This window comes from Vibrio splendidus (genome assembly GCF_002873455.1).
Classification (GTDB): Bacteria; Pseudomonadota; Gammaproteobacteria; order Enterobacterales; family Vibrionaceae; genus Vibrio; species Vibrio splendidus_J.
On sequence record NZ_MCUN01000010.1, the window covers coordinates 259,517 to 273,493 of the forward strand.

A 13,977-nucleotide genomic window follows, 5' to 3' on the forward strand; every position below is an offset into this window, starting at 1 on the left:
TCACAACTTCTGACTGCGGTGATGTTTCCGCTGTGCATTTAAGAAGTCAATATTGAGTCAAAGGAAAGTATGATGAAACTACATAAGTTAGCGGCGCTGTGCGCACTCGCTGTTGCAGGAAACGCATTTGCAGACGTCACCGTTAAGAAAACGGACAGATTCCAAGATGTGGCAGAGAAAATCAGCCAACTGACAGCGAATGGCGAAAAACCGCTGATCGTTATTGATATCGATAACACACTTCTCACGTCAACAAGCAATATTGGTGGTGATATCTGGTATCAGTGGCAGCGAGGCAAGCTGGACGTAAAGCCATCAGCAGAAGACAAAGTAGACTGCCTTTTCCAAGACTCGATCGGCCTTCTTTACGAACTCATTCCAATGAAAATCATTGAAGACGATGTACCGAACACTGTAAGTAAATGGCAAGATAAGGGGCTTACCGTCATGGCTCTAACCTCTCGTTCGCCAAACTACCGCTACGCTACCGAACGCGAGATGGTTCGCAACCAATTTGACATGACACGTACTGCATTGAAAGCAAAAGGTTCAGACGAGCTGCCCATTTATATCGACAACCCTAAACGTCCCCTGAGCTACATTAACGGTATAATGATGACGACCGGTATGAACAAGGGAACGATGCTGGACTACATCCTTGATAAAACCGGCCAAAGCTTTAGCAGCGTCGTGTTTATCGACGATAGTCAGAAGAACATCACGAACATGGAGAAGGCATACAAAGATGACGCCTCCATCGACATGAACATTTTCCACTACACAAAAGTGGAACATGATCGTATTAAACAATATGGCTCTGTTCTGACACAAAAACAGGCTGATAAAATGGCCAATGATTGGAAAGAATTAAATGTAGTTCTTGATAAAATTGCCCCAGCTCGACTTGGGGAAGCGTGTTTGGGGCAATAATCTAGACCGCTACATTTAGGGTCGTGGAGCGTTAAGCTTCACGACCTTTTTCTTCTCCAGCGTAGAGCTCTAGCTATCCCTCCCTACCTCAATCATTCTTCACTCTTGCACAAATGATTTCAGCGCGAATCAAACCCACTATTGTTCTATACTCCTAAAAGATAAGCTTTTATTTTCATGGAAGAATAATGATATTACCTAGGATTTTGGTGCTTGGTTTCTATGCCCTATCAACACTTGCTTACGCGACCCCGTGGCAGTTCGTCAAAAGTGAAGATGGCATCACAATACATAAAAGAAATCATGGTAATGGTTTAGTTGAAGTGCGCGCGCAAATGCAAGTTGAAACCAGCTATTCAGGTTTTTTATTACTGCTGGAAGATAGCGATAATATCCCAAACTGGATCGACAACGTGTCAAACAGCGAAGTGTTAATGCAAATATCCAGCAATGAAAACATTGTATACACTCAATTCAAAGCCCCCTGGCCTGCTCGTGACCGCGATATGGTGACCTACTCAAGCTATGGTGTTGAAGATAATCAGTTCACCCTCACCATTAAAGATGCTTCTAATTACTTGGCCAAAGAGCCTGGATATATCCGAATAAAAGAGGTCGATGCACTCTGGACACTCGATGCGTTAACAAATGGATTCACACATATTAGTTACACTGCGTATGCGAATGCTGGCGGGATTCTGCCTGACTGGTTGATGAACCGATTATCAGCAAACAATGCGTTTAGTACCTTTAATAAGCTCAAAAGTCAGTTACCAAAATACCAAGGCCAGCAGCACCCTAACCTGCCAAGTAAGTCTCGCTAACGGTATAAGTAGATAAGTAGATAAGTAGATAAGTAGATAAGTAGATAAGACTAAGGTCTTCTAGCGAGATCGCGAGCCAAAATAAGCGCTAGACCAAACACCTGAAGAAACAGGGCGATGTTCTTATAAAAAGCCATTTTCTCATCAAGCCTTTGGATTAACTCAACCAAGGTTAGGTTATCCAAATAGTAATCATCGATTCGTGATCGTTGCGATTCTTGGGCACTATTTATCAGCATCATAAGCTTAGGTAAATTAGCCAACGAGATGGCCGGCACCTCATCATTCACCCAACTCCGAAGTTGTCCGCGAAGCGCTTCATCAAGAACAGTGGCAGGTTGAGCGATTTCTGTGGATAGCTTATCAAGGTGAATCAGAATCGCTTCACGCTTACGTTCTAGGGTTTCGATCATATTCCAGGATAGTTGTATAGAGTACACATTGCCGTATTTACGATCGTTATATTCCGATTTCTCCGCTTCAATTTTGTCCAACACCAAGCTCGACATGACAATCGCCATGATATTGAGTATTAGCCCTGCAAGGACAACCGCCCAAGCAGGAAGAAGGCGCAATGCCATAATGCTCCCTAGAACATTTTATCAAAAGGTAGGTAAGCTAAGTTTAGGACAATCAAGGAGATCATGCAGATAAGCGTTAGCACCATCCCCACTTTTCTGCCTTTGAAATTCTTCGCTAAGATCCCTTTAGCATGAATCACTCGCCCCAGAATGAACGCCACACCAATGACATGAATAAGCCATACACCAGCACCATTCATCTCCAACAACCCCATCAAAATCACCGTGATTGGGATGTAATCCATTGCGTTACTTTGTGCCGAACGTGCTATCTGCAATGACTCAACACCACCATCGGCATGAGCAACAAGATTGATTCGTCTTTGCTTAATAACTTCAATCGCCAACCAAATCATTACGACCGTCAGCAAGGCTGCATAAAGTGCTGTAACCATCATATTTCCCTATTATTTTGTCTTCACTCAGTGTTCTTTTTTATCTTTTCGACAATAACCGTCGAGATAAAATGATAATCACGCCCGAGCACTTGTAAGAGATCTCTCACACCGAACGTAAGAGATCACAATCAAGCTTCGCAGAAAATTCCTAAAATACAAACCCAACTCCTTGTTTTGTATGAATCCACGCATATTTCTTTCGGTTAGTGAGTACATTTGTTTCTTGAGGTGGATTGTGAGTAAAGCCTCTGCAGTGTTTAATACACATGTCGACAAGGAGTTGGCAGGAACAGGAAAAAGCCTAACGGATTAGGTATCTTCAGGATGAAGATTTGATGGCTTAGGATGAGTTATCAGCAAGGAAGTTTTGCTCTAGGATTGAGTCGCTTGTCAGGATGATGAGTTAGCAAGGACACCGCTAGGAAGGCGATGAATTGGATAGGTTAAAGGATTTAGCCACGTCAAGGAACGATGCAGGGAGCACCAGTTACCTATTGAAAGATAAGTAACGCGCAGTAGCAGGATGGCTACGAAAAGAATAAACCCCGTTTGGTGAAAGCCAAGCGGGGTTTCCTTTTTTGTAACGTCTAAAAGCTATTAGCCGCTAACCGTTCAAATAGTAGTTAACCGTTCAAAGCCACGTTACAGAATAATGTTCATCAAAAACATAGCACCAAACGCATTCAATACTGAAATCGCGATCATCACAGGGATATAACGACCTTCAGTACCAATAGGTCCCATTATGCGTCCCATGTATTGCACCTGAGAACCCATCAAGTAGATAGCTGGTGCCAAGATCGCAATATGGTTGCCGTTCAGAATGCCTTGGTCAAATAGCGTGATAACCACACCCACTGCGCCACCCATCGACATCCACGCGCCAATCAATACTGCTGCCGCTTCGCCCGGTAAACCAAATACCGCCATGATAGGTGCAAACACACTACCCATCAGATCCAGTGCACCAGTAATCTGCAACGCCTTAATAATCACAAACGCCATCAGAACATTAGGTACTGTAGAGGTTGTAGCAATGACCCAGCCTTTCTTAGCACCTTCAACGAAAATATCAGTAACCATTGGTTTCTTTGCTTTAACGTCGCTCATTATGCTACTTCCTCTTCCAGTTTTTGTTCTTTGTCTGATTTTGTTTTGTCTTCTTTGCCTTCAGTAATATTGAGGTAAATACGGAATAGGTTCGCACCGACAAATTTGAAGATAAACATCACGGCTACAGCAAGGCCAATTGACGATGTCACCGCCAAAGAACCATCCATCGCCGTTAGAGTAAACAGCACCGCACCTGAAGAGAAAAAGTTAACGATTGCCGCACCCGCCGTGAACTGGAACATGGTGAAAACATCAGTTTCACGCTTAGTCAGATGCCCTTCGTCTTTCAGCTGTCTTGTCATCGCGGCACCCGCATCGGTACTTTGCAGAGAAGCAATCAATGCCAAACCTGAGTTACCCGGAATACCCATTAGAGGACGAAGCAGAGGTGTCAGTAGTTTACGAGCCGCGTCCAGTGCACCGTAATGCTCAAGAACGTTGATCATACCCAATGCAAACATCACGGTCGGAATAAGTGTCAAAGCAAAAATGAAACCGTCACGAGCACCACTACCACCTTTACCACGCAGTGACGTCGTTGCCGCTTGGATGCCATCAGCCGATTCACTCACATCGTAAGCGACCTTACCGAATGAACCATTGAGCGTCGTAAAATCGAGCACTCCATACCATTCATTGGACTGCATTAAGCCTGAAAAGAACACAATCGCGAATGCGAGTGCTATATAGCTGCCGATCGTGACTTTACGATCGGTTTTGGTTGGATTAGTCATAAGGACCTCTATACATCTCGTTTATGTGGAACAGAACACGTATAGATAGTGCAAACTAATGAGCAAAAGGTTAATGACCAAAATCAAATAGCGTATCGGTTTAAACAAAAGAACCTCAGCAACATATAAAACTGTGATTTAGATTTAAAAGCAGAGGTATACGCTAAAATAATTAGAATATTTCACATACAAAACTAAACAAAATTCTCTTCAACAGCGCAACCAAAAACGCACACAATCACCACACAAATAAGGTTTCAAATGACAGGTTTTTACCTAGTCTGATCTCTGATAATGATGTAAGTGATCTCTTACAGGTTTTTTTGTTCAATTTTAATTCGGTCATAATACAGCGGTCTAAATCGTGGTTACGTTTCTAAAATGTAACCGTTTACCCGTTGTTAGATAAGTTTTGAACAAAGCTTAAATAGTGAGCCATTTTATAAAGAATTTGAGCTTAATTCGAAATTTCAGCCCTTAGAGGTGCTATAGAATTCGCGCTGCCAAAATCGAAGGTGAACGGTGATGATAATGGAAATGAAAACGCTTAAATATCAAGTAATGGGCCAAGGCATGTGGATTACAGCAACAGTTTCTTGCGCAGTTGCGGACAAGCTCGCAATGGAATACCAATCCTATGGCTGGCCTGTTGAAATATGTGCCGCAGAACAAGCAATGACGTTTGATCGTAATGCAGCATGATGTTGGCAATTTAGGGAAAGCTCTATCGGTACTACATCCGGTAGGGCTTTTCCCCTAACCTCTATTTTCTCTATAATCTCCATTTTCCCTATAATTGACGAGCTTCCTATGATCGATCGTTTTCCTGTGAACGACGAAGTTCCTATAATCGGCGGCTTTCACTGTGACCTCACGTTTTAACCCAATCGACTGTTTTCTATATAATCTATTGAATTATTAAGATATCTATCACACTGAACATGGTTATTTAGGTCTACGCTTTTACCCGTGTTAATAACTTATTAACTTCGGAGCGTAATCCATGTTAGGTATCCAGCTTTCTGCTGTTCTCTCTTTATTATTTTTTTCTACGGTAGCAGGCGCTGCCACTTCTCAGCTAGGAGAGCCGCTCAAACTAACCAGTTCATTTGCTGGTTACCTGTCGCTGACCATTTTCGTTGTCGCCTACATAGTGGTGATGATGGAAGAATACTTAAAGCTCCGAAAATCCAAGCCTGTTCTACTTGCGGCGGGCCTAATCTGGATAATTATTGGTTTTACCTACCAAGAACACAACCTTGTTGAAGTCGCCAAACAAGCACTCGAACACAACCTTCTGGAATACGCCGAGCTATTACTTTTCCTACTCGTCGCCATGACATACATCAGTGCCATGGAAGAGAGAAGATTGTTTGATGCGCTGCAAGCGTGGATGGTAGGCAAAGGCTTTAATTTCCGCTCTCTGTTCTGGATAACCGGTATTCTGGCCTTCTTTATCTCACCTATCGCCGATAACCTCACGACAGCTCTATTGATGTGTGCTGTGGTTCTTAAGGTCGCAGGCTCCAACCCTAAATTCGTTAACCTAGCTTGTGTGAATATCGTGATAGCCGCTAATGCTGGCGGTGCGTTCAGTCCATTCGGTGACATCACAACGCTAATGGTATGGCAGGCTGGTTATGTGAGTTTTAGTGAGTTCATTCCTTTGTTTATTCCTTCAGTGATGAATTACCTCGTCCCTGCGTTGATCATGTCTTACTTTGTTCCCACAACCCAACCCGACACGGTTCACCAACATGTTGAATTAAAACGCGGTGCAAGACGCATCGTGTTCTTGTTCATCATGACGATCGCTACCGCGGTTGCTTTCCATGCTGTACTCCACTTCCCTCCAGTGATGGGGATGATGATGGGGCTCGCCTACCTGCAGTTCTTTGGTTATTACTTACGTAAGACCTTACCCAACTCACTCGCGAAGAAAAAAGCGGTGGCGATCGCCAATAACGATGAGGGTGCCCTGAAGCGACTCGGTTCTGTTGTTCCATTTGATGTATTTCGAAGAGTTTCGCATGCCGAATGGGACACGTTGTTGTTCTTCTACGGCGTGGTAATGTGTGTCGGTGGCTTGAGTTTACTTGGTTACTTAGAATTGGCCTCAGGCGTGATGTATAGCCAATGGGACCCAATTTGGGCTAACGTCATGGTGGGGTTCTTATCGGCGATTGTCGATAACATTCCGGTAATGTTTGCCGTGCTATCAATGGAACCACAAATGTCGATGGGCAACTGGCTACTGATTACATTAACCGCAGGTGTCGGCGGTAGCTTATTGTCTATAGGTAGTGCTGCAGGAGTGGCATTAATGGGAGCAGCGCATGGCAAGTACACCTTCTTTGGTCACTTGAAATGGATGCCAGTGATCATGATTGGCTATGCCGTCAGTATCGCCGCTCACCTATGGCTTAATGGCAATCTTTTCTAGTAAAACGCCCTAAGGCATATCGGTTAGAGGCTTCTCGACGCGTGTCCAGACGTTACTCAATTGTATCGCTGGACACTGGTTGCAAGTTAACATCTCACCCTGTTGTTGAATTCGCATCACTAGCCTAGAGTCAGTTCGGCTGCTTCCTGAATTGAACTCAATGGTAATCAAGTCTTCATCAACACTATAGGTTCGAGTTACCGAGTTATCCGTTGTTTGATAGGTCACTTGCCCAGACTCAAAAAGTAAATAACTGTTATTATCTGCGTTCTCAAACACACCTTTGAACAGAGCAAGCTGTGGCACTTCGAAAGGGCGACTGGTGTCGGTTAAACAGCCCGTAAGCAATAGTGTGCTACTACAGCAGAGTATAAGTGAATAGTGGCTATTCATTTGGGCATCCTTGCCTAGAGAACATAGTTAAATAATATGCAACCAGACAAGTATTTTCCAGGAAGTAACGAATTTATTGCAAAGTCACATTTTTATTGCAAGGTCTCGTTTTAACTGCAAAGTCACAGTTTGAGCGTCCTTGAGATCCATCCTGAATCGTGCAGAATCTTCCACCTTTATTCACAGAAGAATGCTTCAAATCGCTATCTATACAACTTCCTAATTTAATTCTCTCCCCTCAATCACCAATAAGCGCTGTTTACGTTCAACACCACCGGCATAACCTGTCAACTGACCATTTTTACCAATCACACGATGACACGGCACAATCACTGACACCGGATTTTTTCCATTCGCTAAACCCACTGCACGCACCGCTTTTGGGTTACCAATCGCGTCGGCCAATTGAGCATAACTCCATGTTTCTCCATAAGGAATGGTCGTCAACGCCTGCCAAACCGACTGCTGAAATGGAGTGCCCTTGGCTGCGATCGGCACAGAAAACTGGATAACTTCACCAGAAAAATAACGGTTGAGCTGGTCAATGACCGATTCAAAAATCGGAAAGCTGTCATCTTGAACGCCTAGCTGTTCTGGCTTGGTGGTGTATGTTTCAAACCAAAGGCCAAGCAGCCCTTCATCGTTCGCCTGTAAAGTCACGGTTCCCAATGGGCTCTCATAATAAGTAAAACGGTTAGCCATAATATCTCCTAGCCTGCTATTGCATATGTTTGTGGATTGCAGATGTTTGTGGATTGCCAATGCTTGTGGGTGCTCATTCTATTAAGACTGATTCCAGCAATGGAACGTGGCGTAGCTTCCCCAAGGCGAAACACTCTTTGTATTAATCTTAGGGCGATGCTCAATAAACTTCTTCACCACTAAGTCGCCAACCAACAAGTGGTTAGGTTCACTTAACCCACGAAGCAGCGCGTATTGAATCGTCCAAGGCCCAATGCCTTTTAGTTCTATCCATTTAGAAGGGTGTTCGGATTCGTTGTCGACCATGTATTCGGCAAAACGCTTTAGAGTCTCTTTCCGACTTCCCGGCATTCTCAAGAAGCTAACATCAGCCTCCGCTATCTGTTTAGGCGTTGGGAAATGCGCTTTCTCGGATACATCTGAATTTATTTGTAAGTCACTCTGATCTTTTAAAGCTGATAGCTCTCGTACTAACAAGTTAAGCTGACCAATGGCTGCTGTAACCGAGACTTGCTGCCCGAGGATCGCTCTCACTCCTGCTTCCCAAGCACTCCACACGCCAGGAATACGGATGCCACTCTTAGCCACCAAGTTGGGGTCAATGCTTGTAAAGAAGGCTTCGACCTTAGCAATGTCGACATCAAGGTCAAGCATGCGTCGAATGTTAGCAATCAAGCTTCTTAACTGGCTTATATCGTCCAACTCAAATTCAATATCTAAGCGATTCTCTTTGACCAAAGTTGCCTTGAACCAGCCCTTTGACCCGTTCACATTGACCGTGCGCTTATAATAATCTTCGCCAACGTCTTCTAAACCTTCAATCATTCTTCGTCGATAAAAGCCCAACAAATGCTTCCAATCTAATGGGCCGTGAAAGCCTAGCTGAATATGATTGCTCAAATTGTTATTTGGCTTTGCTCGTCGGATTTGGCTTGGCGAGAGCTGCAACTCTTTTTGAAAGGCATCATTAAAACGTCGCGTACTATTAAAGCCACTTGCAAAGCCAACATCAGTAATGCTCATGCTACTAGTGTGCAGCAACTGCTTGGCAAACATCAATTGGCTATAAAGGCTATATTGCTTCGGTGACACCCCAATGTAATTGTCGAATAGGGTTCGTAGATAACGATCTGAAATACCTAATCGCGTGGCAAGGTCGACGATTGACCCTGAGTTCAGCGCACCATGATCAATCAACTGTAAAGCACGCAAGAAAGTCGTTTCAACCCCCTTCCATGCAGGAGAAAAAGGCGCGCTATCAGGTCGGCAACGCAAACATGGGCGATACCCAGCTTTCAAGGCTTGAGCTTGATGCGAAAAATACTCGACGTTTTCTTCTTTGGGTGGGCTTGCAGGGCAAATTGGACGACAAAAAATTCCGGTGGTTTTTACTGCCGTAAAAAACATCCCATCAAAGCGAGCGTCTCGCGCATATCGAGCCAAATGGCACTGCTCACTCGTTAACGTACTGTTGTGATGAATATTTTTAGACATACTGCGCTCGTCCTATTTGCCATAACTTTTACTCGATACCTCAAAGTTTACCGCGAACTGTCATTGTCGCTAGCCACTTTCGGAACTGAAGGTTAGATAAATCACAAAAAAGGGTTTTCTTTTTACGCAATTCGACTAAATTTAACCTTGAGAAAAAATTCTTCTCACAACGTCAACGATAGGTACTTAGCACACTAAGATGCAGAGACCTGTCGAATATAAAAAGGAAAAGGCTATGGTTCTTCACACGTGTCGTATTGTTTTATCAAACCAACAGGTTCTCACCAGTCAATCAGTCGAGCAGTCTCTCAGCTTTCTTGAAGACGAAGCAAGTAAAGGGATTTCTAAAATTGAGATTGACGCAACGGATGGCAATCAAATCCATTCATACCTGTCACACTCTCTTGAAGAGTCTATTGAGAACCTGATGAATCTCTAGAACTTTCGAAGAATAGAGTTTTTGAAGAGTAGAGTTTTCGAAGAACAGTCCTTTAAAAGTATAGTGCTTTGAAGTGATAGAGCCTTGAAGAAGGTTACACATACCAGGCTTAAACGATTTTATCCGAGTGAGGGCTATCTCTGATTCGGCAATGAAGTTCATCTCTGGTTTAAAAACAAAAATGGCTCCCAACTATATAACTAGTTAGGAGCCATTTTTTATCCAATCAACAACGTTAATTCAGCAACGCATATTTCAACAAGCGATATTGGTTGCAACTCACGATATTCATTACAACATAGCCGTTACTCTGGTGCTTGTTCAGCGGCTTGCTGCAACGTATAAGCGGTCGATGGGTCAATCTCATTCACCAGCTTCTCAACCTGCATGATCGCATCAACCGAGGTGCTGCTTTTGCGGTAGCTGAGATAAATTGGGCGATACCAATCTTCAACCCCTTTCACCTTATGCAGCTGACCTGAGTCGATAAAAGGTTCAACCATAGAAACAGGTAAATACGCACTGCCACCTTTCTCTAAAATGAAATCGAGGGCAATACGAGCCGTAGAGGTACGTAAATACGGAGCTGGCACTTTTGGGTGACGTTCTGCATGTTCTGAACCGAAGCGCGTTCCCCAATCGACATACACATACTTATGTTGGAACACAGATTCCAGATCATCTTGCTGCGTTGATACCAACACCAAAACCAAATCAGCGACTTTTTTACAGTTTAGCTCTTCCGCTTTAATTTGATCGAAGGCGAAAGCCATATCTAAGGTTCGCTCTAGCAAATTACGGTTCAGTTGCTCGCGCCCCATCACCTCTGCCATAAAGCCGTAACCACCAAAAGAGTCGGTCACTACGCTTAAACAGTTTTGCAGATACGCATCCCAAATATTCGGCGTACCACCCAGCGTTAACTGCAAAGCTTTTCCACTCTCTAACGACAGCTCAAATTTTGCTTGTTGTAAGGTGGACACCATCACTTCAGCATAACCAATCAAACGCTCACCGGAAGAGGTAAGCTTGATGTTATTGCGATCACGAATGAAGAGCTGCGTATCAAAATAGCCTTCAAGCTGTTTGATCCGCGCACTCACCGCCGCTTGTGTTAAATACAAGTTTTCAGCTGCGCGCCCAAAGTGGCGCACCCTTGCAACCTCAAGAAAGGTTCTAAATACTTTCACATCCATCAAAAATACATCTCTGTAATAAATCTGCTAAATAGCCGATCTAGGATTGTTTATCGTAAAGGCAAAAACGTTTTGTTTCCTATTTTAGCCTTTTAACAATATTTTCGCGTGAGCAATAAACACTAATTTCTATCTAACCACATTACTGAGGCTGATATGTCTGAGACCGAATTCCGACACGGAAAAAAACGTTTTTATGACACCATTAAATTCCCACGAGGGTTCGCTAAGTCAGGTGATTTTACTCTTTCAGAAGAAGAAATCCTAACCTTGTTTGGTGACACTATGCTTGCACTTGAGACTGGTGAACTAACACCAACCAATGCTGAAGAAAGGCACTTCATCAAAGTATTGGCTCATCCTCACAAGGCGAAATCCAAGTTAGACCGTGTTTGGTTAAAATACATTCAACTGGCTCGTGGACGTCGTCGCTTTCATACCCTAAACGGCTGCAAACGCGGTGAAGTGCCTACGGAAGAATACGAAAGAGAGTTAGTGTTAGAAGATTAGTAAAACTGCTCAAAGTGATACCTCATCACTTTGGGCTTTTTTTGTTCATAGCAGGTTAGCGGCAACTTAAAACAAACACGCATCTTCTTCGTAATTAGTAAGTTTAGTCAACCTATCCAGTTTTACCAATATTTATAGATAATTCATAGTGATAGCTTTGAATAACCACTATTCTTAAATATACCGATGTTAATTCATGCCTATCGGTGAAACTTCCTCACTTTTTCTCTTCTTTTTTGCACGGCAGTACCACATAACCACCACTCTTTGATCATATGTTCATTGCACTCCTGACTATCCAACAAACCAACAAACCAACAAACCAACAAAGCTTGTTGATCTTTCAGACCCTGAATCAAACCCACCTGATGATATATGACAAACGTATTAATCTTGTTTAACGCTACCAAATATCCATACAATAATTGTGCAATTTTGAGAGTTCTAATCACAGATACGACGAAAAAAGTAAAAACTTGACCTAAAACAATAGCGGAACACGACAACTTATTTTATAATGCGAATTAATGTTTCAGAACACTATAAAATTTAATTTCTAGGGGCAAAATCAATGAGACTTATTCCATTAAGCAACAAAGCAAAAGTAGGTAAATGGGCTGCTCGTCATATCGCAGATTCGATCAACAAATTCGCTCCAACTGCTGAGCGTCCATTTGTACTAGGTCTTCCTACTGGTAGCACACCTCTAACTACTTACGCTGAGCTAATTGAACTTTACAAAGCTGGCGAAGTAAGCTTCAAGCACGTTGTAACATTCAACATGGATGAGTACGTTGGTATCGAACCAAACCACCCAGAGTCTTACCGCACATTCATGCACGAGAACTTCTTCAACCACGTTGATGTTCAAGCAGAAAACATCAACCTGCTAGACGGCAAAGCTGAAGACATCGATGCTCACTGTGCAGCATACGAAGAGAAAATCCGTTCATACGGCAAAATTAACCTGTTCATGGGCGGCGTAGGCATCGACGGCCACATCGCATTCAACGAACCAGGTTCTTCTCTATCTTCACGCACTCGTATCAAGACGTTGACTGAAGACACTCGTATCGCGAACTCTCGTTTCTTCGATGGCGACATCAACCAAGTTCCTAAATACGCACTAACTATCGGTGTTGCTACTCTTCTAGATGCTGAAGAAGTGATGATCCTTTCTCTAGGCCACAACAAAGCACAAGCGCTTCAAATGGCTATCGAAGGTTCTGTAAACCACATGTGGACTGTTACCGCTCTACAGATGCACCGTAAAGCTATCATCGTTGCTGATGAGCCAGCTCAACAAGAGCTAAAAGTTAAGACTCTACGCTACTTCCAAGAGCTAGAAGCTGAGAACATCCAAGACCTATAATCCTTATAGTCTTGCATAGAAGAGCTTTTTTAATAGAAAGAGCGTCTTGAATAGAAGGGCGTTTGCAATAGAAAAGCGTCTGAATAGAAAAAGCCACTGAATGTGGCTTTTTTGTGCCTGCTGCTTTTGTATTTAATGAGGAGAACTTTCGAGCATCTTAAGGGGCACAAAAACAACAAAGCGATTTCTCCAACGAGAGAAACCGCTATCATTTAAGCTTTGGAATGAAACAAACGAGCAACTGCTGACTACGTATGAGGAAGACGCGATACGTAGGACGAAAAAGAAGAGCTAAGAACTCAGAGCGTTATCTCGGCATAACGTAGTGATAATGTCAGTGATAGCCAAAACGATCGTCGACTTCACTTTCTGATTGTGTCGACCCAAGAACATTTGAAGCATTGGGCCCGACATGGTTTCCACCATCTCTGCGTCATATTCGATAGGCATTATGCGTTGAATCGCCTGCACCTTATTGAGCTCAAATATAACGTCGACTTCTGTGAAGCTGGTGTCTTCACCTTGTATTTTTGCCCACTCTTTCAAGGTAACGAAAATCTCTAAATCATCGTAGAGTTCTTTACTGATCACACCAAGCCCTAATAGCAGCTTAGCGCGGATCATAATCTCGCCTAACGGCCCACCACTGTTGAGAAGTGGTTCAACAACGAATTTAATTGCCGTGTCGTCTTTCTTAAAAATGTTTTTTAATACGGCATCTACCGTGTCGTCCAATGCATCGTAAGCCGCCATTAGACAGGCGCTAGCGCTCTCAGCTTCAGATAGGGCTTCGAGTAATTCAGTTTCGTGGCTAGTTTGTATTGGCATAACGGCTCGACAATAAGAAA

General features: G+C 43.3%; 16 protein-coding genes. 7 read left to right on the forward strand and 9 right to left on the reverse strand.

Annotated elements, in window-relative coordinates; all coding sequences use genetic code 11:
- The first annotated feature begins 72 nt into the window (after positions 1 to 72).
- Positions 73 to 930, forward strand: coding sequence for a DUF2608 domain-containing protein (locus BCU75_RS10185; RefSeq protein ID WP_102473759.1), 858 nt, complete (start codon positions 73 to 75; stop codon positions 928 to 930).
- A 188-nt stretch (positions 931 to 1,118) separates the two neighbouring features.
- Positions 1,119 to 1,754: an START domain-containing protein gene (locus BCU75_RS10190; RefSeq protein WP_102473760.1), complete on the forward strand. Its 636-nt coding sequence runs from the start codon at positions 1,119 to 1,121 to the stop codon at positions 1,752 to 1,754.
- A 50-nt stretch (positions 1,755 to 1,804) separates the two neighbouring features.
- Here BCU75_RS10190 and BCU75_RS10195 read toward each other — a convergent pair whose 3' ends face one another.
- The 4 genes from BCU75_RS10195 to BCU75_RS10210 form a co-directional block, all read right to left on the reverse strand.
- Positions 1,805 to 2,335, reverse strand: a complete 531-nt coding sequence (locus BCU75_RS10195; protein ID WP_102473761.1) for a DNA mismatch repair protein — start codon at positions 2,333 to 2,335, stop codon at positions 1,805 to 1,807.
- An 8-nt stretch (positions 2,336 to 2,343) separates the two neighbouring features.
- Positions 2,344 to 2,730, reverse strand: coding sequence for an MAPEG family protein (locus tag BCU75_RS10200; RefSeq protein WP_004732742.1), 387 nt, complete (start codon positions 2,728 to 2,730; stop codon positions 2,344 to 2,346).
- A gap of 645 nt (positions 2,731 to 3,375) precedes the next feature.
- Complete coding sequence (locus tag BCU75_RS10205; RefSeq protein ID WP_076674784.1) at positions 3,376 to 3,843, reverse strand: YjiG family protein; 468 nt, start codon at positions 3,841 to 3,843, stop codon at positions 3,376 to 3,378.
- Positions 3,843 to 4,580 (reverse strand): nucleoside recognition domain-containing protein, encoded by a 738-nt coding sequence (locus BCU75_RS10210; protein WP_076674782.1) that lies wholly within the window; start codon positions 4,578 to 4,580, stop codon positions 3,843 to 3,845. The genes BCU75_RS10205 and BCU75_RS10210 overlap by 1 nt, the downstream gene beginning before the upstream one ends.
- 531 nt (positions 4,581 to 5,111) lie before the next feature.
- Here BCU75_RS10210 and BCU75_RS24390 point away from each other — a divergent pair.
- Both BCU75_RS24390 and nhaD read left to right on the forward strand, forming a co-directional pair.
- Positions 5,112 to 5,282 (forward strand): hypothetical protein, encoded by a 171-nt coding sequence (locus BCU75_RS24390; protein ID WP_165690344.1) that lies wholly within the window; start codon positions 5,112 to 5,114, stop codon positions 5,280 to 5,282.
- Between the two features lie 301 nt (positions 5,283 to 5,583).
- On the forward strand, positions 5,584 to 7,023 hold the full coding sequence (nhaD, locus tag BCU75_RS10215) for a sodium:proton antiporter NhaD (RefSeq protein ID WP_076674779.1): 1,440 nt from the start codon (positions 5,584 to 5,586) through the stop codon (positions 7,021 to 7,023).
- A gap of 9 nt (positions 7,024 to 7,032) precedes the next feature.
- On the opposite strand, the gene BCU75_RS10220 is transcribed toward nhaD, so the two are convergent.
- The 3 genes from BCU75_RS10220 to BCU75_RS10230 all read right to left on the reverse strand — a co-directional run bounded on the left by BCU75_RS10220 (position 7,033) and on the right by BCU75_RS10230 (position 9,612).
- Entirely contained in the window at positions 7,033 to 7,416 is a 384-nt protein-coding gene (locus BCU75_RS10220) for a hypothetical protein (protein WP_102473762.1), read from the reverse strand.
- 219 nt (positions 7,417 to 7,635) lie between these two features.
- Positions 7,636 to 8,118, reverse strand: a complete 483-nt coding sequence (locus BCU75_RS10225; protein WP_076674774.1) for a methylated-DNA--[protein]-cysteine S-methyltransferase — start codon at positions 8,116 to 8,118, stop codon at positions 7,636 to 7,638.
- An 81-nt stretch (positions 8,119 to 8,199) separates the two neighbouring features.
- On the reverse strand, positions 8,200 to 9,612 hold the full coding sequence (locus BCU75_RS10230; RefSeq protein ID WP_102473763.1) for a DNA-3-methyladenine glycosylase 2 family protein: 1,413 nt from the start codon (positions 9,610 to 9,612) through the stop codon (positions 8,200 to 8,202).
- A gap of 235 nt (positions 9,613 to 9,847) precedes the next feature.
- Between BCU75_RS10230 and BCU75_RS10235 the strand changes: the two genes are divergently transcribed.
- Positions 9,848 to 10,051, forward strand: a complete 204-nt coding sequence (locus BCU75_RS10235; protein WP_004732734.1) for a hypothetical protein — start codon at positions 9,848 to 9,850, stop codon at positions 10,049 to 10,051.
- A 305-nt stretch (positions 10,052 to 10,356) separates the two neighbouring features.
- Here the strand turns inward: BCU75_RS10235 and BCU75_RS10240 are convergent, their stop codons facing one another.
- Positions 10,357 to 11,247 carry a LysR family transcriptional regulator gene (locus BCU75_RS10240; RefSeq protein WP_004732733.1) on the reverse strand — a complete coding sequence of 297 codons (891 nt, stop codon included), beginning with the start codon at positions 11,245 to 11,247 and terminating at the stop codon, positions 10,357 to 10,359.
- 156 nt (positions 11,248 to 11,403) lie between these two features.
- On the opposite strand from BCU75_RS10240, the gene BCU75_RS10245 reads away from it, so the two are divergent.
- Complete coding sequence (locus tag BCU75_RS10245) at positions 11,404 to 11,757, forward strand: DUF413 domain-containing protein (RefSeq protein WP_102466104.1); 354 nt, start codon at positions 11,404 to 11,406, stop codon at positions 11,755 to 11,757.
- Between the two features lie 571 nt (positions 11,758 to 12,328).
- Positions 12,329 to 13,129, forward strand: a complete 801-nt coding sequence (gene nagB / locus BCU75_RS10255) for a glucosamine-6-phosphate deaminase (RefSeq protein WP_076674764.1) — start codon at positions 12,329 to 12,331, stop codon at positions 13,127 to 13,129.
- Positions 13,130 to 13,420: 291 nt separating this feature from the next.
- Here nagB and BCU75_RS10260 read toward each other — a convergent pair whose 3' ends face one another.
- Complete coding sequence (locus BCU75_RS10260) at positions 13,421 to 13,957, reverse strand: MltR family transcriptional regulator (RefSeq protein ID WP_198593414.1); 537 nt, start codon at positions 13,955 to 13,957, stop codon at positions 13,421 to 13,423.
- Positions 13,958 to 13,977 lie beyond the last annotated feature (20 nt).